Raw genomic sequence first — 22,355 nt, 5'->3', positions numbered from 1 at the left:
CTCCGGGCATGGTTAGGGCGCCCGTCACGGCAGGGGGCGGACGGCGGCTCCGCCGAGGGGGAGCGGGGGCTTGAGGGGCGCGCCTGGGGCGTGCGCAGGCGCGAAGGGCGCGGACAGCGCCCCCCTGTCGCCCATGAAACAATCGGACTGGCTCTCAGGTACCACAGGAGAAACAGCCCAACAGCGAGCAGGAGACACAGCACGATGCGCATCGGAGTTCTCACCGCAGGCGGCGACTGCCCGGGGCTGAACGCAGTGATCCGGTCGGTCGTGCACCGAGCCGTCACGAACTACGGCGACGAGGTCATCGGCTTCGAGGACGGCTACGCCGGACTGCTCGAAGGCCACTACCGGGGCCTCGACCTCGACGCCGTCAGCGGCATCCTCGCCCGCGGCGGCACCATCCTCGGCTCCTCCCGCCTCCAGCGCGACCGCCTCCGCGAGGCCTGCGAGAACGCGCAGGACATGGCCCGCGAGTTCGGCATCGACGTGCTGATCCCGATCGGCGGCGAGGGCACCCTGACGGCGGCGCGCATGCTGTCGGACGCGGGCCTGCCGGTGGTCGGCGTCCCCAAGACGATCGACAACGACATCTCGTCGACGGACCGCACCTTCGGTTTCGACACCGCGGTCGGTGTCGCCACCGAGGCGATGGACCGCCTCAAGACGACCGCCGAGTCCCACCAGCGGGTGATGGTCGTCGAGGTCATGGGCCGGCACGCCGGCTGGATCGCCCTGGAGTCCGGCATGGCCGCCGGCGCCCACGGCATCTGCCTGCCCGAGCGGGCCTTCGACCCGGCCGACCTGGTCAAGATGGTCGAGGAACGCTTCGCGCGCGGCAAGAAGTTCGCCGTCGTCTGCGTCGCCGAGGGTGCCCATCCCGCCGAGGGCACCATGGACTACGGCCACGGAGCGATCGACCAGTTCGGCCACGAGCGCTTCCAGGGCATCGGCACGGCGCTCGCCTACGAACTGGAGCGCCGCCTCGGCAAGGAGGCCAAGCCGGTCATCCTCGGCCACATCCAGCGCGGCGGCACGCCGACCGCGTACGACCGGGTGCTGGCGACGCGCTTCGGATGGCACGCGGTCGAGGCCGCGCACCGGTCCGACTTCGGCCGGATGACCGCGCTGCGCGGCACGGACGTCGTGATGGTGCCGCTGGCGGAGGCGACCACCGAGCTCAAGACGGTCCCGAAGGACCGGATGGACGAGGCGGAGTCGGTCTTCTAGAAGATCGGCTTCCAGAAGACCGGTTGTTCAGAAGACCGGTTGTTCAGGGGGCGTCGCGGGCCGGCCCGAGCGGTCGCTACGGGCCTGCCCTGCCGGTCCGGGGCTTCTCGGCAACCCCTGTCAACCGCTGTCAGACGCTGTTGCGCTGGACCACCGACCAGAAGCGGTCGACGATCCGGTCCAGGAAGTCCCGGCCCGCGTCGTCGGCCTCACCGGCGGCCGCCCCGCCGCTCCAGCTCAGCGTGGCCACCATCTGGCCCTGGTACTCGGTGTGCAGCGCCCGCAGCACATCACCCACGAGGCGCCGGTCCAGCGGCAGCAGCTTGCCCACCGGGCGTACGTACGCCTGCCAGCGGGTCGTCACGGCGTTGCGCAGCATCTCCGCCAGCTTCGTCTCGTGGCCCGTGACCGTGACGAGGTCCGCCAGGGAGAGGTCGAGCACCTCGGAGAGCGCCGAGGACTGACGCTCGTTGCCGCGCCACTCGTCGGCCTCCTCCATCCCTACGTACACGAGGAGTTCGAGCCCGACGGCGCGCGCGACGTCCTCGGCCGCGAGACCGCGCGCGATGCGGTGCTCGCGCAACGTCCGCGGCGCGCCGATGAGATCGCCCGGCGAGCACCACAACACGCCCGCGAGCGCGGTGAGTTCGGTATTGCTCGGTGCGGCTATGCCCCGCTCCCAGGCGACGACCAGGTCCGGGGTGACATAGGGCAGTCCGAACGAGGCCTGCATGCCGTACGCGACATGCTCGGGCCCCATGCGCAGGGCGAGGCGCAGTTTGCGGGCGGCCGGGGCGTCGAAGGGCGGGGTGGGCTGTTGGGCCGACGGTTGGTGCACGCGCACAACGTATGGGTGCGGGGCTGCGGTGACTACGGTCTGTTCGGCCAGGAATACGGATCGTGTGAACCTACGGTTTCGGATGTCTGTCCGAGGCCTGTTCGGGGTGGCCGAAGATCAGCTGGTGGCCGGGCCGTGTGGAGATCAGGATGTCGGGCAGGGGCTCGTGCGGACGAGTCGGACGGACGGATCGAAGGTGGCAAGCGCCGTGAGCAGGATCGAAGGGCATATTCGCGAGCGACTGCTGGCGCCGAACTTCTGGCATCTGGCGACCGTGGGCGCGGACGGATCACCGCAGGTGTCGCCCATGTGGGCGGACCTCGAAGGCGAGTACGTCATGGTCAACACGTCGATGGGCCGCGTGAAGGAGGAGAATCTTCGGCGCAATCCGTTCGTTTCCCTGTCCCATCACGACACCGAGAACCCCTATGACCGGGTGGAGATCCGGGGGCAGGTCGTCCGCTTCGTCGAGGGCGAGGTGGCCGAGCGGGCCATGGACCGGCTCACTCTGAAGTACATCGGCGAGGACCGGTATCCGTGGCTGCTGCCGGGAGAGCGGCGCGTGATGATCCTGATCGAGCCGACGCGGGTGCGGCATGTGGTGGGCGTGGAGAAGTTCCGTCCCGGGGTGCTTCCGGAGGCTTCCGAACCCGCCGAGTGATGTCGGGCCGCCTTCCCGAGTGAGGCCGGCCCGGCTCCCCGCCCGTCCCGTTGTCGGTGCCGACTGACAGGATCTGAGGCCAAGTCGGCCCAGACGAAGGCGGGTTCAATGAAGGTGCTTGTCGATGACGAGGTGCGTGTCGACTACGGGCAGATCTTCGTGGAGAGCGGCGAGGACGAATGCGACCTGCATGACGCCTTCGCCGGGCAGGAGGGTGTCGGGCTCTGCGGGGGCGGGACGGACGGGACGCTGCTTCTGCTGACCGGTCTGTGGATCGGCGGCGTCGACCTGACCGCCGAGCTGCATGACAGCCGGCCCGAGCTGGACGAGACGTGGGAGGAGATCGTGGAGGTCCCGTTCCGGCCGGTGTCGCAGGAGACGAAGTTGCGGCAGTGGAACGGGAAGGACTGGTGGGAGCTGGGCCTGGAGGAGCGCGACTACCGCGTGCGGTACTGCGCCTCCGGCATGGACGACGGCCGGAGCAAGAACGTCCGGGAGGACGACGAGCCCCAGACGGACGACCGCTACCTCCTCCAGTTCTGGCCCGCCTCGCCCGGACCGGCCCGGCTGCTCAAGCAGACCAGCCGCACAGCCGCGACCTGGCACGACTTCGCCACTTCGCCCGTGGGTTGACGGCCTCAAGGGGCGGGGTAACCCTGTCCCCTTCATGCCCCCTCACCCCTTGACCGCCCCACCCAGCGCGAACCCTCCGCCCAGCCGCCTCGCCACCAGCACGTACAGCAGGACCACCGGCGTCGAGTAGATGATCGAGAACGCGGCCAGTTGCCCGTACACCACCGTTCCGCGGTTTCCGAAGAAGTCGTTGATGCTCACCGATGCCGGCATCTGGTCCGGGGTCAGCAGGAGCATGAAGGGGACGAAGAAGTTGCCCCACATCATCACGAACGAGAAGACGGTGACCACGGCCACGCCGGGGCCCATCAGTGGCAGCACGATCCGCAGGAGGGACTGGAACGAGGACGCGCCGTCCGTCCAGGCCGCCTCCTCCAGTTCCTTCGGTACGCCGTCCATGAAGTTCTTCATCAGCCAGATGGCAAAGGGCAGTTGGGACGCGGCGAAGAAGAAGATCGTGCCCTGCATCGTGTCGATCAGGTCCACCTGAACGAACAGCGCGTACACGGGAACCATGATCGCCGTGATCGGCAGGCTCGTCGCGAAGAGGATCGTCAGGAGGAAGGGGCGGTTGAGGCGGGAGCGGAACCGGGACAGCGGGTAGGCGGCCAGGGCCGCGCACACCACCGTCAGCAGCGTCGCCCCGCCGCACAGAATCAGGCTGTTGAGGAGGGGCGTGAACGTGATGTCCGGCTTCAGGACCGCGTCGAAGTTGTCGAGGGTGACGCCGTCGGGGACCTTCACCAACAGGTCGGCCTTCGGGTCCACCGACGAGAGGAGGACCCAGGCGAGGGGGAGGACGAACGCGGCCGCCACGAAGAGAAGGCCCGCGTCGGCGGCGTAGCGGCGGCTGTTGCGGCGGGACACGAGGGTCGTACTGCCGGGCATGTCAGACCTCCGTCCGCAGCAGGCGCATATAGACCAGGGAGAAGAGCGAGCCGACCACCAGAAGGAGCAGGGCCACGGCCGTTCCGTAGCCGATCATGCTCTTCTGGAAGGCCTGTTCGTACATGAAGAGCGGGAGCGTCTGGCTGCGGTTTCCCGGGCCGCCTCTCGTCATCACCCAGATCAGACCGAAGACCGAGAGGGTCTGGAGGGTGTTCAGCATCAGGTTCGTACCGATGGAACGGCGGATCATCGGCAGCGTGATGTGCCACATCCGCCGCCAGCCGCCGGCGCCGTCGACCTCCGCCGCCTCCGTGATCTCCTTCGGGATCTCGTTCAGGGCCGCCGAGTAGACCAGCATCGAGAAAGCCGTTCCCCGCCAGACGTTCGCGAAGGACACCGCGAGGATCGGCAGCGTGAACAGCCAGTTCTGGGACGGGAGATGGAGCCAGTCCAGGACGGCGTTCAGCGTGCCCTCCCGGCGGAAGAAGGCGTAGAGCAGGAATCCCGCCACGACCTCCGGCAGCACCCAGGCGGCGATGACGATGCCGCCGGTGACCGTACGGACCGGCTTCGACGCGCGCTGCATCAGTACGGCCAGGCTCAGGCCGAGCGTGTTCTGACCGATCAGGGAACTCAGCACCGTGAACACCAGCGTCAGCCATACGGCGTTGAGGAACGCGTCGTCCTTGAACGCGGCCCGGAAGTTGTCGAAGCCGATGAACGACGACTCGGCCTGACCGGTGAGCTGGAGATCCGTGAAGGCGATGTACACGCAGTACGCGATGGGCCCGGCGAGGAAGAGAAGCAGCAGGACGACGGCGGGAGAGAGGGGCAGCGCCCGCGTCAGGACACGGCGGACATCGCGGCGGCCGCCGGGCGTGGACGGTGGGGCGGTCGGGCCCGGCGCGGTCTTCACCACGCCGGGGCCCGCCGGAGGTGCGGAGGTCATGAGCGGCTGATCATTTCTCACTCATCCTCTGGTGCGGCCGGTCGTCTTCCGGCGCGGGCGGGCCGGGACCCGGCTCCGGTGCTTCCGAACCCCGGTCATTTCTTGATGACCTGGTTGTCCGTGGCCGTCTTCAGCTCCTCGTCGTACCCCTTCGCCGCCTCCGCGACCGAGCTGTCGCCCGTCGTCACGCCCTCCATCGCCTCCTGGATGGCCGTCGAGACCTTCGGGTACGCGGGATACGCGGGGCGGTAGTGCGTGCTGGCCACCAGGTCCGTGAAGAACTTGATGCCGGGCTGCGCCTTCACGTACGCCGGGTCCTCGGCCACGTCCGTGCGCACGGAGATGCCGGAGTTGGCGATGTACCACTTCTGGGCGTTCGCCTTCGTCTGCATCGTCTTGATGAACTCGAAGGCCAGGTCGGGGTTGCCGGCCTTGCTCGGGATCGCCCAGGTCCAGCCGCCCGACATGCTCACCTTGCTCGGCGCCTGGCCGGTCTGCGTCGGCATGTACGCGAGGCCCAGCTTCTCGGACCACTCCGGCCATTCGTGGCCGCTGCCCTCCAGCCAGTCCTGGGGGAGCCAGGAGCCGTCGAGGTTGATGCCGAGCTTGCCCTTGGGGAGGAACTCGCCGCGGACCCTGGTCGCGATGTTCGGGTCGAGGGCGTCCGAGACGTCCGGGCCGAGCTTCTCCTTGAAGACCGTCTCGACGAATTCGAGAGAGTCCTTGAAGCCCTGGCTACCCGTGATCCACTTCTTGGACGCCGGGTCGTAGAGGGGGCTCTCGTTGGCCCCGCTGGCCGTCCCGTAGAGGAGCATCTCGAAGCCCTGCATGGTGGCCGCTTCACCCGCGGGCTTGCCCGTGTAGATGTTCATGGGGATGACGCCGGGGACCTTCGCCTTGATCGCGCGGGCCGCGTCGAGGATGTCCGCCCAGTTCGTCGGCTGCCAGTCGGCGGGGAGCCCGGCCTTCTTGAATATCGCCTTGTCGAACCAGAGGCCCCGGGTGTCGGTTCCGTCGGGCACGCCGTACGTCTTCCCGTCCTGGGCCTGCGCCGCCTCCTTCGCCGTGTCGATGAACTGGCTCCAGTCGTCCCACTTGGCGAGATACGGGTCCAGAGGCTTGAGGTATCCGCTCGTGATGTCGGAGTTGATGAGGAACGTGTCCTCGTAGACCAGGTCCGGGGCCGTCTTCGGCGAGCGGAGCACCTGCTGGAGCTTCGTGTAGTACTCCGAGTCCGGGGCCTTGATCGGGACGAGCTCCACTCTCTTGCCCGGGTTGGCCTTCTCGAACTGCTCCTTGATGTCGGCGAGATACGTGTCCATCACCTTGATGGAGTTGTCCGTCGACTGTTTGAAGGAGATCTTCACCGTGTCCGGATCACTTCCGGATTCGCTGCCGCAGGCACTGAGCGCGGTGGCGGTGAGCAGGGTGGCGAGGAGAAGTGGAACGGCTGTGGGGCGCACGGGTACAACCTCCTGCTGGCCGACATCTTTGTGGCCGGGTTGGGCTGCACGAGAACCTAAGAGGACTGGTCCAGCCAGGTCAATGACTTTGCATGATCAGTCCGACACAGTGCGTGTGGTCGCGCGCACTCAAGGTACTGCCGAGCCGCCCTCGCGGCGGGGTGTCGGGCGTCCTGAAGGGAGCGCGAAATGCCGGAACAGGACGTGACCGCCGTGGCCGCCGCCTCGGCACAGGCCGGAGAGACCTCCATGCTGCCGGCGCTTCCGCCCGTGTGCGTCGTGCTCGGGTGGACCCACCTCGTGAACGACGAGAAGATCTCGGCGATCGGGGCGTATGTACGGGGCGACTTGAGCCCCCGGCCGGCCGACCTCGCGCAGATCGAGCGATCGGCGGCCTTCGGCTGGGAGGCCGCCCACCGCGCCGACACCCGTCGCACATCACGGAAGGCGATCCAGTGCGGGGTCGATCTACTGGCCTTCTGCGTCGTGCCGTTGGCGGGACTCGTCGTGTACTGGGCCGGCGGGCAGGTCGGCCGGGGGCTGCAGGTGCTGTCCGTGATCGAGGCGCTGGTGGTGGTGGGGCCGGCGGTCCAAGTCGTGTTGTACGCCGGGGTGTTCGGCCCGGGACGGCGATGACCGACGTACCTCTCGGGTACGAAGACCCCGTCCGGCTAGCCCTTCACCCACCGGTACTGCAGCTCAGGTCTCCCCACCTGACCGTACTGAGGACTGCGCCCCGCTCTCCCCGCGTCCACCAGGTGCTCCAGATAGCGCCGGGCCGTGATCCGGGAGATGCCGACGGCCTCGGCGACGCCTGTCGCGGTCAGGCCCTCGTCGGAGTCGCGCAGGGCGCGGGTCACGCGCTCCAGCGTGGGGGCGCTGAGCCCTTTGGGCAGGGCCGCCGGACCGGGAGCCCGGAGGGTGGCGAGGGCGCGGTCGACCTCGTCCTGCCCGCTGGCCTCGCCGGCCGCCGCGTGGAACTCGGCGTAGCGCACGAGGCGGTCACGGAGGGTGGCGAAGGTGAACGGTTTCAGTACGTACTGCACCACTCCCAGCGACACCCCCTCCCGCACCACCGTCAGGTCGCGCGCCGAGGTCACCGCGATGACGTCCGCGTGGTGGCCGGCGGCGCGCAGCGAGCGGGCCAGCTGCAGGCCGTGCACGTCCGGCAGGTGGAGGTCCAGGAGGAGCAGGTCCACGGGCATGCGGTCCAGCGCCCGGCGGGCCTCCGCGCCCGTGTGCGCCTTGCCGACGGCCGTGAAGCCGGGCACCCGGCCCACGTACAGGACATGCGCGTCCGCCGCGACGGGGTCGTCCTCGACGACCAGGACGCGGATGTCCCGCGAGGGGGAAGGCGTGCTCATACGGTGCCTCCGTGCGGCGTCGGCTCGGGCGCGGGCTCGTGCGTGAGCCCAGGACCGCCGCCGGACCCGTCCCCGGACCCGTCCACGGCCCCTGACCCGGACTCGGGCCCGGCGTGGACCTTAGTCCTCCCACGCCCCGCCGTCGGCAGCGGCAGCCGTACCTCGAAGGACGCCCCGCCGCCCGGGGCCTGGGTCACGGTCAGTGTCCCGTCGTGCCGGGCCACCGCCTGCCGTACGAGGGCCAGGCCCAGCCCCCGCCCGCCGGGCCCCGCGGGCTTGGTGGACCAGCCGCGCTGGAAGACCGCCTCCGCGTGGGCCGGGTCCACGCCCGTACCGGTGTCGACGACCCACAGGACCAGCCCGTCGGCGTCCGCGATCGCCGTGACCGTGACCCGGGCGCCGACCGAGCCCTGCGCCGCGTCCACGGCGTTGTCGATCAGGTTGCCGAGGACCGTCACCAGGTCACGGGAGGGCAGGGACTCCGGGAGCAGGCCGTCGTCGATGCTGCTGTCCTCGGAGACCAGCAGCTCGACGCCGCGCTCGTTCGCCTGGGCCGTCTTGCCCAGGAGCAGCGCGGCCAGCACCGGCTCGCTGACCGCCGCGACGACCTGGTCGGTCAGCGCCTGGGCCAGTTCCAGCTCGGCCGTGGCGAAGTCGACGGCCTCCTCGGCCCGGTCCAGCTCGATGAGGGAGACGACGGTGTGGAGGCGGTTCGCGGCCTCGTGCGCCTGCGAGCGCAGGGCCGTGGTGAAGCCCCGCTCGGAGTCCAACTCGCCCATCAGGGACTGCAGTTCGGTCACGTCGCGCAGTGTCACGACGGTGCCCCGGCGTTCGCCGCCCGACACCGGCGAGGTGTTCACGACGAGCACCCGCGAGTCGGTCAGATGCACCTCGTCCACCCGCGGCTCCCCGGACAGCAGCGCCCCCGTCAGCGGCGTCGGCAGGCCGATGTCCGCCACCGAGCGGCCCACCACGTCGTCGGTCACGTCGAGCAGCTCGCGCCCGCCGTCGTTGATCAGCGCCACCCGGAACTGCCCGTCCAGCATCAGCAGTCCCTCGCGCACGGCGTGCAGCGCTGCCTCGTGGTAGTCGTGCATCCGGCTGAGCTCGGCCGCGTTCATCCCGTGGGTGGAGCGGCGCAGCCGGGCGTTGATGACGTACGTGCCGACGGCACCCAGGGCCAGGGCGGCCGCCGCGACGCCGATCAGGGCCTGCACCTGGCCCTCGACCCGCTGACTGATCTCGTCGACCTTGATGCCCGCGCTGACCAGGCCGACGATGCGGCCGTTGTCGTATATCGGCGTGACGGCCCGCACGGACTCGCCGAGGGTGCCCGTGTACGTCTCGGTGAAGGGATGCCCGAGGAGCGCCGACTGCGTGTTGCCGAGGAAGTGCTTGCCGATCAGGTCCTTGTTGGGGTGCGTCCAGCGGATGCCCTCGGGGTTCATGATCGTGACGAAGTCGACCTGGGCGTCGCGCTGCACCGACGTCGCGTACGGCTGGAGCGTCTTCGTCGGATCGTCCGTACGTATGGCCTCCCGTACGGACGGGGAGTCCGCGACCGACCGGGCCACCGCCATGGCCTGCCGTCCCGCCGCGTCCTCGGCCTGGCTGCGGTCACTGATGTAGGTGAAGAGCGCACAGCCCGCGACCACGACAGCGACAAGCACGGCCTGCATGGCAAAGAGCTGACCAGCCAGGCTGCGGGGACGTGGAGCACGAGGGAGGCGCATGGAAACAGTGTGCCTCGCTCCTGCCTGCTGCCCGTCCTCCGCGGACCCGCCCGCGGATAAGCGCGAACTGATTGGCCTCTCCCCACTTCGAAAAGGGGGATCTCCGACTCTGCGCCGTTACACGGCGCTCCTTCGGAGCTTTCCTGCTTCAGCGCCGGTCGCCCGCCCGGAAGATCTCCGTTGAGGTCTTACACCGGCTCCACAGGCCGACACCGCCGGCCCGGCGGCCAGAATGTTCTTCGCCGCGTTCTCGTCCCGGTCGTGGATCGCTCCGCACGCGGCGCAGGTCCATTCCCGGGTGTTCAGCGGCAGTTTCGCGACCAGGCGGCCGCAGGACGAGCAGGTCTTGCTCGATGGATACCAGCGGTCCACCGCAATGAGTTCTCGGCCGTACCACTGAGCCTTGTACTCCAGCATGGAGCGCAGTCCGGTCCAGGACGCGTCGGAGATCGCACGGGCGAGCGTGTGATTCTTCGGCATGTTGCGGACGGTGAGGTCCTCGATCACGATCGTTTGGTTCTCACGAACGAGCCGCGTGGACAGTTTGTGCAGGAAGTCCCGGCGCCGGTCGGCAATCCGGGCATGGATACGGGCGACTCGGCGGCGCGCCTTGTCGCGGTTCTTGGAATCCTTCTGCTTGCGGGACAACTCGCGCTGGGCGCGGGCGAGCCTTGCCCGGTCCTTCTTCTCGAACTTCGGGTTGGTGATCTTCTCCCCGGTCGACAGGGTCACCAGCGAAGTGATGCCCGCGTCGACACCCACGGCCGTGCCGGTGGCCGGGAACACCCTCACCGTGGCGTCCTGGCACAGCATCGAGACGAACCAGCGTCCCGCGGCGTCCTGCGACACCGTCACTGTCGACGGCACCTGACCCTCGGGCAGAGGCCGGGACCAGACGATGTCCAGCGGCTCCCGCATCCTCGCCAGTGTCATTCGCCCGTCGCGGTAGGTGAAGGCCGAGCGGGTGTACTCCGCGCTGTTGCGTGACTTCTTGCGGGACTTGAAGCGCGGATAGGCGGAGCGCCGCTCGAAGAAGTTGGTGAACGCACATTGCAGATGCCGCAGCGTCTGCTGCGGGGGAACCGACGAGACCTCGGCCAGGAAGGCGTACTCCTCGGCCTTCTTCCACTCGGTCAGAAGTGCGGAGGTCTGGACGCAGTTGATCCGGCGGTGCTCGGAGAACCAGGCGGCGGTGCGGGCCTGCAGAGCCAGGTTGTAGACCTTGCGCACGCAACCGAACGTACGCGTCGTGTGAGGCCCTGGGAGTCCGCCTCCTTGTGAACGAAATGAACGGAAGGGTGACCGGCCTCACAAGGCGGGAGATAGTCACCGACAACCCCCGGACGTGAGCCGCACGCCGGATGATGCCGACGACGTCGTCAAGGAGGGCAGCCGTGACCAGTACATCGAATACGGCACCTGCCGCTCCCGCTGCCAAGCGGGACCGCACCCACTACCTGTACATCGCGGTGATCGCCGCCGTGGCCGCCGGCATCGCCGTGGGCCTGATCGCTCCCGACTTCGCGGTCGAGCTGAAGCCCATCGGTACCGGCTTCGTGAACCTGATCAAGATGATGATCTCGCCGATCATCTTCTGCACGATCGTGCTGGGCATCGGCTCGGTACGGAAGGCCGCCAAGGTCGGCGCGGTGGGTGGCATCGCGCTCGGCTACTTCGTGGTCATGTCGTTCGTCGCCCTCGCCATCGGCCTGGTCGTCGGCAACATCCTGGAGCCCGGCACGGGCCTCGCGGTGACCGACGCGATCAAGGACGCCGGTCAGGGCCAGGTCACCGAGGCCAAGAACACCGAGGAGTTCCTGCTCGGGATCATCCCGACGACGATCGTCTCCGCCTTCACCGGCGGCGAGGTCCTGCAGACCCTGCTCGTCGCGCTGCTCGCCGGGTTCGCGCTCCAGGCCATGGGCTCGTCCGGTGCGCCGATCCTGCGCGGCGTGGAGCACATCCAGCGCCTGGTCTTCCGCATCCTCGCCATGGTGATGTGGGCGGCGCCCATCGGTGCGTTCGGCGCGATGGCGGCGGTCACCGGCTCAGCGGGTCTGGACGCACTCAAGAGCCTCGCCGTCCTGATGCTCGGCTTCTACGTCACCTGTTTCCTCTTCGTCTTCATCGTGCTCGGCACGATGCTGCGGGTCGTCGCGGGTCTCAACATCCTCACGCTCTTCAAGTACCTGGGCCGTGAGTTCCTGCTGATCCTGTCGACCTCCTCCTCCGAGTCCGCCCTGCCGCGGCTCATCGCGAAGATGGAGCACCTGGGCGTCAGCAAGCCGGTGGTCGGCATCACCGTCCCGACCGGTTACTCCTTCAACCTCGACGGCACCATGATCTACATGACCATGGCCTCGCTGTTCATCGCCGACGCCATGGGTACGCCGATGTCGGTGGGCGAGCAGATTCCGCTGCTCCTCTTCCTGCTGGTCGCCTCCAAGGGCGCGGCGGGTGTCACCGGAGCGGGTCTGGCCACCCTGGCGGGCGGCCTCGCGTCCCACAAGCCCGCGCTGGTGGACGGCATCGGTCTGATCGTCGGCATCGACCGCTTCATGAGCGAGGCCCGCGCCCTGACGAACTTCGCCGGCAACGCGGTCGCCACGGTTCTGATCGGTACGTGGACCAAGGAGATCGACAAGGGCCGCGTCGACCAGGTGCTCGCGGGGCAACTCCCCTTCGACGAGACGACCCTCCTGGACGACGGCCACGGTTCCGCTCCCGCCGCGGCGGAGGTCCCGGACCAGCCGGAGGACAAGACGCTGGCCAAGGCCTGACCCCAGGCCCGGGCCCCGTCCCAGAACTCCGGGCGGCTGGGTGCATCCCCCGTCGCTCAGCCGCCCGGTCACTCCCCTCACCCCGCACTTCCCCGGCCACCGGCCGGTGGCCCCGGTCCTCCCCGACCGGGCCCACCGGCCGGTGGCTTTTGGGCGGGCGGGCGTGTTCGCCAGGGTGCGGGCGCGTCGTGGCCGAGCGCGCAGTCCCCCGCGCCCCCAAAAAGCACCGATGGCCCAGGCAAGCCCCGTCAGGGGCGCGGGGAACGGCGCGATCAACCCACGACGACCGGAGGCATACGCACCGGCCTGGGCGCCCCCTCAGGGGCGCGGGGAACGGCGCGACCAGCCCACCACGGCCCCAGCCATGCCCACCGGCCCCCGCACCTCCGGACCGACTCCCCGGCGGCGCAAGCCGGTTCCCGTGGGGTTACCCACTTACCTTCCGCTCAGTACCTGACCAAATAGTGCGTACTTGTGGGGAGTTGGGCCCGATACCAGCATGGTCGGCATGACAGATGACCTTGAAAAGACCCCCGTCACCGTCCTGGGAATGGGCGCCATGGGCCAGGCCCTCGCCACCGCGTTCCTGAAGGCGGGCCACCCCACCACCATCTGGAACCGTTCCCCCGGCAAGGGCGACGACCTGGTCGCAAGGGGCGCCGCAAGGGCGACCAGCGCCCGCGAAGCCGTACGCGCCGCCGACCTGGTCGTCATCTGCGTGGTCGACCACAACGCGGCTGGCGCCGTCCTCGACTCGGTCGCGGACGAGCTGCCCGGCCGGGTACTGGTCAACCTGACCTCGGACACCCCGGAACGCGCCCGTACGACAGGAGCCTGGGCCCAGGAACGCGGCATCGACTACCTGGACGGCTCGATCATGGTGCCGGTAGACCTGATCGGACAGCCGCCTGCCCTGATCTTCTACAGCGGGCCGCGGGCCGCGTACGACAAGCACGAGACGGCACTGAAGGCGCTGGGCGGCAAGCCCGCCCACCTCGGCGAGGACCAGGGCCTGGCCGCCGTCTACGACCTGGCGCTGCTCGACTACTTCTACGGCTCGATCTCCGGCCTGCTGCACGCGTACGCGCTCGCCGGTGCCGACGGGGTGCGCGCGGCGGATCTCGCCCCCTACCTGGACACCATCACCGCCTTCATGCCGTCCCTGGCCGCCGAGGCCGCTCAGCACGTCGACGCGGGCAGCCACCCGGGCGAGGCGGCCAACCTCGGCATGATGGCGTCCGGCGTGGGCCACATCCTGGAGTGGGCCGAACACCGCGGCCTCGACGTGAGCACCCTCCGCCCGATCAAGGAGGTCTACGACAAGGCCGTCGCCCTCGGCCACGCCGCCGACAGCTGGACGAGCACGATCGAAGTCGTACGCGGCGACGCAGGCATGCCACGCGGCGACCGAGCGAGCCGAACCGTGTGACGCGCCCGCGAGTTCGTGCCCGTTGGCCCCCCTTCGGGCCGGGCCCCTGGACGGAGCACGGCTCGACACGCCCTCAGGAACCCACCCCCGCCTCCAGCCGCGCCACCTCCTCCGGCGTCAGCTCCAGATCCGCCGCGCCCGCCGAGTCCCGTATCGTCCCGGGCCGGCTGGCGCCCGGGATCGGGATGACCACGGGCGAGCGGGCCAACAGCCAGGCCAGACAGACCTGTTGAGGACTGACACCCCGCTCACGAGCCACCGCGTGGAAGGCGCCGAGACCATTGCCGTGGCTCGGGCCGGTGGAGTGGCCGGTGTCTTCGGGCGGCAGCCGCCGCGACGGCCCGTCCAGCGAGCTCCGCGATATCCCGCCCAGCGGACTCCACGGCAGGAAGGCCAGTCCCAGCTCGGCGCAGAGCCGTAGTTCGGGCTCGCTGTCCCGGACGGCGGGGGAGTAGCGGTTCTGGACCGAGACCAGCCGGTCGCCGAGGAGGGCGTGGGCCCGGCGGATCCGGCCTACGTCCGTGTTGGAGATGCCGGCGTAGCGGATCTTGCCCTCGTCGAGCAGGTCGCGCAGGGCGCCCACCGACTCCTCGAAGGGGACGGCGGGGTCGGGCTTGTGGAGCTGGTAAAGGCCGATCGCCTCGACGCCCAGCCGCTTGAGCGAGGCCTCCGCGGCCGACTTCAGATGCCGGGGAGACCCCGTCACCGTCCAGCTCCCGTCGGCCGGTCTGCCGCGCCCGCCCTTCGTGGTCACCAGGACGCCGGCCGGGTCGCCGCCGTACGTGGCGAGGGCACGGGCCACGAGACGCTCGTTGTGCCCGGGCTCGTCCCCGGGCAGGTGGTAGGAGTCCGCCGTGTCCAGGAGCGTGACGCCCGCGTCCAGGGCGGCGTGCACCGTGGCCATGGCCCGCCCCTCGTCCGGCCGGCCCTCGATGGACAACGGCATGGCACCGAGCCCGACGGCACTCACCCGCAGGCCGCCAACTGCGCGGTATCGCATGTCAGTTGACCTTCGCCCCGAGCGTCTCCGTCACGGCATGCGGCAGCCATTCCCGTGCCTTCCCGAAGGAGAACCCGAGCCGCGTGGCCCGCGCGTTGTCCATCCCGTACGAACGCGCGAAGGAGAACGGCGAGAACTCCCCGACCTCGACGGCCCGGAACACGGCCTGGAACATGGTCCTTCCGCCGGGGAGGTGTTCGGTCAGCGCCTCGCACAACTCCCCGGTGGTGAGCACCCCGTGGGACGCGGCGTTCACCGGCCCGGTGAACTCCTCGCCCGCCGCCCACATCAGGAAGTCGGCGATCTCCTCCACGTGGATGTATGTCGCGGGGTGGTTCGTTGCGGGGACGGCGATCGCCTCGCCCGCGCGGATCCGCTCGGCGTAGTGGTCGAGCCGGCCCGTGAAGTCGTCGTCCCCGCCCAGCACATGGGCGACCCGCACGGTCACGTACGGAAACCCGGGGTCGGCCGCGAAGACCGCCTCCGCCTGCCGCTTGCCCTCGCCGTAGTGGGTGTCGAGGAACTCCGGGTCGTCCCAGGGGAGTTCGAGATCGACGGCGACCGTACGCGGGTTCACGGCGTCTTCGCGTACGAGCTGCGCCGAGTCCTCGTACTCGTACACCTCGACCGTCGAGGTCATCACGTATCGCCGGGTGCGTACCGCGAAGACCCGGCGGGCGATCTCCGCCTGCCTGGGTGTGTAGCAGACCTGGTCGACGACGACGTCGAAAGTCCGTGAACCGAGCGCTTTCTCAAGGGAATTCTCGTCGTTGCGGTCGGCGACGAGATGAATCGTTCCCGGGGGAGGCGGCGACGAGCCGCGATTGATGACGGTGACCCTGTCTCCCGCGGCCATCAGCCTGGCTATCAGCCTCTTGCCGAAATACCGGTTACCGCCAATGACACACACCTCGCGCACGGCGCCCCTCCCGTAATGCCCTTCACCGCGGTCCTGTTCCGTGGACCCTGTGGTCATAATTCTTCCGGCGTACGAGTGAGGTCTGAAGGGGGAGTCATGGGAGATCCGGCCGCGGTACCGAAAGAACCACGGCATCTGCGAGCCGCCGCCAACGAAACGTCGGCGGCCTTCGACGCCCTGGACCGGCAGATCCTGGAGCTGCTCCAGAGCGACGGCCGGATCAGGCTCAGCGAGCTGGGCCGCCGGGTCCGGCTGTCCCCGGCCGCGGTCGCCGAACGCGTCCGCCGGCTGGAGTCCGTCGGTGCCGTCACCGGCTACGGCGCCCATGTCTCGCCGTCCCGCCTCGGCTACGGCATGCAGGCCTTCATCCGCGTCAACCCGCACGGCGGCTACACGCTGAAGCACCCGAGGACCCTGGAGCTGCTCGCCCGCCCCGAGATCACCGAAGCCCACCACGTCGTCGGTGAGGACTGCTGGATCCTCAAGGTCGCGGTCGAGGACACCCTCCACCTGGAGGAGGTCCTGGAACAGACCTCGGCACTCGGCCGTACGACGACGTCGATCCTCCTGTCGTCCCCGGTGGAGCGGAAGCCGCTGCTGCCGCCGGCGTTGCCTTGACGCCAGGGTCAAGGATTACGTTCGTACGCATGCGAATCGGCGAGCTGGCGGCGCGGGCCGGGACCACCACGCGGACCCTCAGGTACTACGAGTCGCGGGGGCTGCTGCCCGCGCGGCGGGGGAGCAACGGGTACCGCACCTACGACGAGGACGACTTGAAGCTTCTGCGGCAGATCAGGACGCTGCAGGACTTCGGGTTCGACCTGGAGGAGACGCGGCCCTTCGTGGAGTGTCTGCGGGCCGGGCATCCGGAGGGCGACTCCTGCCCGGCGTCACTCGCCGTGTACCGGCGCAAGCTGGGCGAACTCGACGCGCTGATCGGTGAGTTGCAGGCCGTACGCGCGCACGTCGGCGGGCAGTTGGCGCGGGCCGAGGCGTCGAGGGACGAGCTGGCGGCCGGGGCGGAGGTTCCGGGCGGTCCGGAGCCCGTGTGCGAACTGGGAGGGACCTTCAAGTGATCAGAGCAGCGGGTGTGGCCGAAGTGACGGACGCGGACTTCGAGGCCGAGGTGATCGGGGCGGAGCTGCCCGTGCTGGTGGAGTTCACCGCCGACTGGTGCCCGCCGTGCCGGCAGATCGCGCCGGTGCTGAGCGCCGTCGCCGCCGAGCAGGGCGACCGGCTCAAGGTGGTGCAACTGGACGTGGACACGAACCCGGAGACCACGAACGCGTACGGAGTGCTGTCGATGCCCACGCTCATCGTGTTCCGCGACGGGCAGCCGGTGAAGTCGATGGTGGGCGCCCGGCCCAAGCGGCGGCTGCTGGAGGAACTGGCCGACGTGCTGTAGCCGGCGCAAACAACAAATCCCCCGCGGTCAATTGCCTGCGGGGGATTTCTCTGCGTATATTGAATGGTTCGCGACTTCAAGGAAGTTGGTCGCGAAGAAGTTCACTAGGCGCAGTATATCCGGCCAGGAGCGGAATTGTCAAACAGGGGATCACACACAGAATTCACCGACGATGAATTGAGGCACGAGCAGGAATTCATCGACGGTCTGTACGCGCGCGTGGACGCCCTGCGCGGCGGCACCGAGGCCTCGGTGGCGGACGCGCTCGCGCAGGGCAGCGCACCACAGCAGGCCCGACTGGAGCGGGACATCCTCGTCGCCGAGCGCTCCGGCCTGCTCGCCGCGCTCAACGCGGTGGACGGCTCGCTCTGCTTCGGCCGCATCGACCTGACCACGGGCCTCACCCACCACATCGGCCGCATCGGCATCCGCGCCGACGACACCGAGCACACCCCGATCCTGATCGACTGGCGGGCCCCGGTCGCCCGCCCCTTCTACCTCGCCACCGGCCACACCCCGATGGGCCTGCGCCGCCGTCGGCACATCACCACCGAGGGCCGCTCGGTCGCCGCCCTGCACGACGAGATCCTCGACCTGGGGGACCAGCAGCGCACCGGGCACGAGGACCCGACCGGCGACGCCGTGCTGCTCGCCGCCCTCAACTCCGCGCGCACCGGCCGCATGAGCGACATCGTGCAGACCATCCAGGCCGAGCAGGACCGCATCATCCGCGCCCCACACCGCGGTGTGCTGGTGGTGGAGGGCGGCCCGGGCACCGGCAAGACCGCCGTGGCACTCCACCGGGCGGCCTATCTCCTCTACGAACACCGGGAGCTGCTCGCCAAGCGTGCCGTCCTGATCGTCGGCCCGAACCCCGCCTTCCTCGGCTACATCGGCGAGGTCCTGCCCTCGCTCGGCGAGACGGGCGTGCTGCTCGCGACCGTCGGCGAGCTGTACCCCGGAGTGAAGGCGACCGCGTCCGACACCCCCGAGGCCGCCGCCGTGAAGGGCCGCGCCGAGATGGCCGACGTCCTGGCCGCCGTCGTACGCGACCGCCAGGCGCTGCCCGACCCGGTGATCGCCATCGAGCACGACCGGGACATCCTGATGCTCGACGCCGGTCTCGTACGCGTCGCCCGTGACCGCACCCGCGAGGTGAACCTGCCGCACAACGCGGCCCGTGAGCACTTCGAGGGCCACATCCTCAACACCCTCACCGACATGCTCGCCGAGCGGATCGGCACGGACCCCTTCGACGGCACGAACCTGCTCGACCCGAGCGACGTCACCCAGATCCGCGACGAGCTGGCCGAGAACCGCGAAGTCTGGGCCGCCATCGACCAGTTGTGGCCGCGCGTCACCCCGCGGCGGCTGATCGCGGACTTCCTCGCCGAACCCGACGCGTACGTCTGTGAAGCCGACGCGAACGCCATCCGCCGTACGGTGACCCGGGCCTGGACCACCGCCGACGTCCCCCTGCTCGACGAGGCCGCCGAACTCCTGGGCGAGGACGACCGGTTGGCGAGGGCGGCCGCGGAGCGGGAACGCAACCAGCAGGTCGCCTACGCCCAGGGCGTGCTGGACGTCTCCTACGCCTCCAGGACGTACGAGTTCGAGGACAAGGAGGACAGTGACCCGGACGCCGCCGAGGTTCTCTCCGCGCACGACATCATCGACGCCGAGCGGATGGCCGAGCGTCACGAGGAGGACGACCACCGCAGCGCCGCCGAACGGGCCGCGGCCGACCGGACCTGGGCGTTCGGGCACATCATCGTCGACGAGGCGCAGGAGCTGTCGCCGATGGCGTGGCGCCTGCTGATGCGCCGTAGCCCCACGCGGTCCATGACGCTCGTCGGCGACCCCGCGCAGACGGCCGACGCGGCGGGTGTCGGCTCCTGGTCGGACATCCTCCAGCCCTATGTCGAGGACCGTTGGGAGCACACCCGTCTCGCGGTCAACTACCGCACGCCGTCCGAGATCATGGACGTGGCGGCGGCCGTCCCGCGCGCCGAACACCCGGACTTCGAGCCGCCGAGTTCGGTCCGCTCGACCGGCGTACGCCCCTGGGTGCGCGAGGCCGCCGACGCCGCCGAGCTGCCCGGCGCCGTGGAGAAGGCCGTCGCGGAGCTGGCTCCCGCGGAGGGGCGGCTCGCGGTGATCGCGCCGCGGGACCTGCACGTGGCGCTGGCCGCGCGGCTCGACGGGGTCACGGCCGGGGCGGATCCCGACCTGACCCGTGCGGTCGTGCTCCTTGACCCCCGTCAGTCGAAGGGCCTGGAGTTCGACGCGGTACTCGTCGTCGAGCCGGCCCGCTACGGCACGAGTGACCTGTATGTGGCCCTGACGCGGGCCACGCAGGCGTTGGGGATCGTCCACGCGGGGGAGCTGCCGCTGCCCCTGGCGAAGGCGCTGGCCCGCTAAGCCTGTTTTCGCCCCCGCCGCCCCTACCCATTCCCGTCACTACTCGGGGGCTCCGCCCCCGAACCCCCGCTGCGCAGTTCCCCGCGCCTCTAAAAGGGGCGCGGGGAACTGCGCGATCAGCCACAGCCGGCCCGCACCCGACAACACACCCCACGGGGCCTGGGGCGGAGCCCCAGAAAAGGGACGGGAATGGGTAGGGGCGGCGGGGGCGAGAAAGGCCATGCCGCTATGCCGGGCGGAGCCACACCGTTGCCAGGGGTGGCAAGGTGAGGCGGATGCTGGCCGGGCGGCCGTGCCAGGGCTGGGCGTCGGGCTTGACGGGGTCGGGGTTCGTGACGTCGGCCCCGCCGTAGCGGCCGACGTCCGTGTTCAGGACCTCGTGCCAGGCGGGCACGTCATCCGGAACACCGAGCCGGTACTCGTGCCGTACAACCGGCGAGAAGTTGGACACCGCCAGCAACGGCGACCCGTCCGCCGCGTGGCGGAGGAACGCGAAGACGTTGTCCTCGACCGCGTCCCCCGCGATCCAGGCGAACCCGGAGGGATCGATGTCCCGCTCCCAGAGCGCAGGAGCATGCCGGTACACAGTGTTCAGGTCCCGGACGAGGTCCCGCACACCCTGATGGTCCGCGGCGGCCCCGTACGACGGATCGAGCAGCCACCAGTCGGGCCCGTGCGCCTCGGACCACTCGGCGCCCTGCGCGAACTCCTGTCCCATGAAGAGGAGTTGCTTGCCGGGGTGCGCCCACATGAAGCCCAGATACGCCCGCAGCGTGGCCCGCTGCTGCCACCAGTCACCCGGCATCTTCGACACCAACGACCGCTTCCCGTGCACGACTTCGTCGTGGGAGATCGGCAGGACGTAGTTCTCGCTGTACGCGTACACCATCGAGAACGTCATCTCGTGGTGGTGGTACTTGCGATGGACCGGCTCGTGCGCGACGTAGCCGAGCGAGTCGTGCATCCAGCCCATGTTCCACTTCAGACCGAAGCCGAGCCCCCCGAAGCCGCCCGGCCCGATGTGGTGGGTGGCCCGCGTGACGCCGTCCCAGGCCGTCGACTCCTCGGCGATCGTGACGACCCCGGGCTCGCGCCGGTACAGGGTCGCGTTCATCTCCTGGAGGAAGGCCACCGCGTCGAGGTTCTCCCGCCCGCCGTGGGCGTTCGGCGTCCACTGCCCGGGCTCGCGCGAGTAGTCCAGGTAGAGCATGGAGGCCACCGCGTCGACCCGCAGGCCGTCGATGTGGAACTCCTCGCACCAGTACACCGCGTTGGCGACCAGGAAGTTGCGCACCTCCCGGCGCCCGTAGTCGAACTCCAGGGTTCCCCAGTCGGGGTGCGCGGCCCGCAGCGGATCCTCGTGCTCGTACAGCGGCCGGCCGTCGAACTCGGCCAGCGCCCAGTCGTCCCGAGGGAAGTGCGCGGGCACCCAGTCCATGATCACGCCGATGCCGGCCCGGTGCAGCGCGTCGACGAGGTACTTGAAGTCGTCCGGCGTGCCGAGCCTGGCCGTGGGCGCGTAGAAACCCGTGACCTGATAGCCCCACGAACCGCCGAAGGGATGCTCCGCCACCGGCATCAGCTCCACATGCGTGAAGCCCAGGTCCGAGACGTAGACCGGCAGTTGCTCGGCGAGCTGACGGTACGTCAACCCCGGTCGCCAGGACGCCAGATGGACCTCGTACACCGAGAAGGGCGCCTCATGGGCCGGCGGGTCGGAGGCCCGCCGCGCCATCCACTCCCCGTCCTGCCACTCGTGACGCGAGGCGTGCACGACGGAGGAGGTGGCGGGCGGGATCTCCGTACGCCGTGCCATCGGGTCGGCCCGCATCGTCTTGGAACCGTCGGGCCGGGTGATCTCGAACTTGTAGAGCTCGCCCTCGCCGATCCCGGGAATGAACAGCTCCCACACCCCGGAGGAGCCGAGCGACCGCATCGGGAAGGCCGTGGCGTCCCAGAAGTTGAAGGTCCCGGCGACCCGCACGCCACGGGCATTGGGCGCCCACACGGTGAAACGGGTGCCGCTCACCCCCTCGTGCACCATCGGCTCGGCACCGAGCGCCTTCCACAGCTGCTCGTGCCGCCCCTCGCCGAACAGATGCAGATCGAACTCGCCGATCGTCGGCAGGAACCGGTACGCGTCCTCGGTGTCCTGAACCGTCCCCTCGTACTCCACGAGCAGCCGGTACGCGGGCACCTCCCGCAACGGCAGCACAGCGGAGAAGAACCCCTCGCCGTCGTCCTGCAGTTCGGCCCGCAGCTCCTCGGTGACGACCGTCACGGACAGTGCGTACGGCCGCAGCACCCGGAAGACCACACCGCCGGGCACGGGATGGGCCCCGAGCACGGAGTGCGGCTCGTGATGCGCGCCCCCGAGCAGCCGCTCCCGGTCACCCCGGTCCAGCACGGCCAACGGCCGCACATCCGGCACGGCCGGCTCCGCATCCCGTACGGGCGGCTCCACGTCACGTACGGGCTCCGCGTCCTGCACGGCCGGCTCCACATCGCTTACCGGCTCCGCGGGATCCGCGACCGCGGGGTCGGTCTTCGCCTTCGCCTTGGCGGCGGGCTTGCCGTTGCCGGCCTTGTCCTTCGCGCTCTTCGGCTTCTTGGCGGGCGGGTTCGGGCGGGGCGTCACGGGT

At 69.7% G+C, this 22,355-nt stretch carries 19 protein-coding genes and 1 pseudogene; 10 read left to right on the top strand and 10 right to left on the bottom strand.

Annotation, left to right across the window (positions count from 1 at the left end):
- The first annotated feature begins 204 nt into the window (after positions 1-204).
- A complete protein-coding gene (locus QF035_RS17850) occupies positions 205-1,230 on the top strand; it encodes an ATP-dependent 6-phosphofructokinase (RefSeq protein WP_055614533.1) in 1,026 nt (341 codons plus the stop codon).
- Between the two features lie 130 nt (positions 1,231-1,360).
- Here the strand turns inward: QF035_RS17850 and QF035_RS17845 are convergent, their stop codons facing one another.
- Positions 1,361-2,074, bottom strand: a complete 714-nt coding sequence (locus QF035_RS17845) for an XRE family transcriptional regulator (protein WP_373466674.1) — start codon at positions 2,072-2,074, stop codon at positions 1,361-1,363.
- Positions 2,075-2,276: 202 nt separating this feature from the next.
- Here QF035_RS17845 and QF035_RS17840 point away from each other — a divergent pair, with 202 nt between their 5' ends.
- On the top strand, positions 2,277-2,729 hold the full coding sequence (locus QF035_RS17840) for a PPOX class F420-dependent oxidoreductase (protein WP_307521343.1): 453 nt from the start codon (positions 2,277-2,279) through the stop codon (positions 2,727-2,729).
- Positions 2,730-2,837: 108 nt separating this feature from the next.
- Entirely contained in the window at positions 2,838-3,362 is a 525-nt protein-coding gene (locus QF035_RS17835; RefSeq protein ID WP_307521342.1) for a hypothetical protein, read from the top strand.
- Between the two features lie 42 nt (positions 3,363-3,404).
- On the opposite strand, the gene QF035_RS17830 is transcribed toward QF035_RS17835, so the two are convergent.
- From QF035_RS17830 to QF035_RS17820, 3 genes are all read right to left on the bottom strand, one after another.
- Positions 3,405-4,250 (bottom strand): carbohydrate ABC transporter permease, encoded by an 846-nt coding sequence (locus QF035_RS17830; RefSeq protein WP_307521341.1) that lies wholly within the window; start codon positions 4,248-4,250, stop codon positions 3,405-3,407.
- A gap of 1 nt (position 4,251) precedes the next feature.
- Complete coding sequence (locus tag QF035_RS17825) at positions 4,252-5,199, bottom strand: carbohydrate ABC transporter permease (protein WP_307521339.1); 948 nt, start codon at positions 5,197-5,199, stop codon at positions 4,252-4,254.
- A gap of 95 nt (positions 5,200-5,294) precedes the next feature.
- Positions 5,295-6,662 carry an extracellular solute-binding protein gene (locus QF035_RS17820; protein ID WP_307521337.1) on the bottom strand — a complete coding sequence of 456 codons (1,368 nt, stop codon included), beginning with the start codon at positions 6,660-6,662 and terminating at the stop codon, positions 5,295-5,297.
- Positions 6,663-6,851: 189 nt separating this feature from the next.
- Between QF035_RS17820 and QF035_RS17815 the strand changes: the two genes are divergently transcribed.
- Positions 6,852-7,298 carry a hypothetical protein gene (locus tag QF035_RS17815; RefSeq protein ID WP_307521335.1) on the top strand — a complete coding sequence of 149 codons (447 nt, stop codon included), beginning with the start codon at positions 6,852-6,854 and terminating at the stop codon, positions 7,296-7,298.
- 35 nt (positions 7,299-7,333) lie between these two features.
- Here the strand turns inward: QF035_RS17815 and QF035_RS17810 are convergent, their stop codons facing one another.
- The 3 genes and pseudogenes from QF035_RS17810 to QF035_RS17800 all read right to left on the bottom strand — a co-directional run.
- On the bottom strand, positions 7,334-8,026 hold the full coding sequence (locus tag QF035_RS17810; protein WP_189845582.1) for a response regulator: 693 nt from the start codon (positions 8,024-8,026) through the stop codon (positions 7,334-7,336).
- Positions 8,023-9,759, bottom strand: coding sequence for a sensor histidine kinase (locus tag QF035_RS17805; RefSeq protein WP_307521334.1), 1,737 nt, complete (start codon positions 9,757-9,759; stop codon positions 8,023-8,025). The genes QF035_RS17810 and QF035_RS17805 overlap by 4 nt, the downstream gene beginning before the upstream one ends.
- Before the next feature lie 140 nt (positions 9,760-9,899).
- Positions 9,900-11,007 (bottom strand): annotated as a pseudogene (locus QF035_RS17800) (RNA-guided endonuclease InsQ/TnpB family protein); the annotation flags it as partial.
- A gap of 146 nt (positions 11,008-11,153) precedes the next feature.
- Here QF035_RS17800 and QF035_RS17795 point away from each other — a divergent pair.
- Positions 11,154-12,539, top strand: a complete 1,386-nt coding sequence (locus QF035_RS17795; RefSeq protein ID WP_307521331.1) for a cation:dicarboxylate symporter family transporter — start codon at positions 11,154-11,156, stop codon at positions 12,537-12,539.
- A 508-nt stretch (positions 12,540-13,047) separates the two neighbouring features.
- The gene (locus tag QF035_RS17790; protein WP_307521329.1) at positions 13,048-13,968 is read left to right on the top strand and encodes an NAD(P)-dependent oxidoreductase; all 921 of its coding nucleotides are present in this window, start codon (positions 13,048-13,050) and stop codon (positions 13,966-13,968) included.
- Positions 13,969-14,041: 73 nt separating this feature from the next.
- Here the strand turns inward: QF035_RS17790 and QF035_RS17785 are convergent, their stop codons facing one another.
- Both QF035_RS17785 and QF035_RS17780 read right to left on the bottom strand, forming a co-directional pair.
- Positions 14,042-14,968 carry an aldo/keto reductase gene (locus QF035_RS17785; protein WP_307521327.1) on the bottom strand — a complete coding sequence of 309 codons (927 nt, stop codon included), beginning with the start codon at positions 14,966-14,968 and terminating at the stop codon, positions 14,042-14,044.
- A gap of 1 nt (position 14,969) precedes the next feature.
- The gene (locus QF035_RS17780) at positions 14,970-15,824 is read right to left on the bottom strand and encodes a reductase (RefSeq protein ID WP_373466673.1); all 855 of its coding nucleotides are present in this window, start codon (positions 15,822-15,824) and stop codon (positions 14,970-14,972) included.
- A 159-nt stretch (positions 15,825-15,983) separates the two neighbouring features.
- Here QF035_RS17780 and QF035_RS17775 point away from each other — a divergent pair, with 159 nt between their 5' ends.
- The 4 genes from QF035_RS17775 to QF035_RS17760 all read left to right on the top strand — a co-directional run bounded on the left by QF035_RS17775 (position 15,984) and on the right by QF035_RS17760 (position 19,713).
- The gene (locus QF035_RS17775; protein WP_307521323.1) at positions 15,984-16,505 is read left to right on the top strand and encodes an Lrp/AsnC family transcriptional regulator; all 522 of its coding nucleotides are present in this window, start codon (positions 15,984-15,986) and stop codon (positions 16,503-16,505) included.
- A 29-nt stretch (positions 16,506-16,534) separates the two neighbouring features.
- Complete coding sequence (locus QF035_RS17770; RefSeq protein WP_307521322.1) at positions 16,535-16,963, top strand: MerR family transcriptional regulator; 429 nt, start codon at positions 16,535-16,537, stop codon at positions 16,961-16,963.
- Positions 16,960-17,292: a thioredoxin gene (gene trxA / locus QF035_RS17765; RefSeq protein WP_307521320.1), complete on the top strand. Its 333-nt coding sequence runs from the start codon at positions 16,960-16,962 to the stop codon at positions 17,290-17,292. Before QF035_RS17770 ends, trxA begins: the two co-directional genes overlap by 4 nt.
- Positions 17,293-17,469: 177 nt before the next feature.
- Positions 17,470-19,713, top strand: a complete 2,244-nt coding sequence (locus QF035_RS17760) for a HelD family protein (RefSeq protein ID WP_307521318.1) — start codon at positions 17,470-17,472, stop codon at positions 19,711-19,713.
- 226 nt (positions 19,714-19,939) lie between these two features.
- On the opposite strand, the gene glgB is transcribed toward QF035_RS17760, so the two are convergent.
- Entirely contained in the window at positions 19,940-22,351 is a 2,412-nt protein-coding gene (gene glgB, locus QF035_RS17755; protein ID WP_307521317.1) for a 1,4-alpha-glucan branching enzyme, read from the bottom strand.
- Positions 22,352-22,355: the final 4 nt, after the last annotated feature.

Source organism: Streptomyces umbrinus (genome assembly GCF_030817415.1).
GTDB lineage: Bacteria > Actinomycetota > Actinomycetes > Streptomycetales > Streptomycetaceae > Streptomyces > Streptomyces umbrinus_A.
This window is presented reverse-complemented; position numbering and strand designations above follow the sequence as displayed.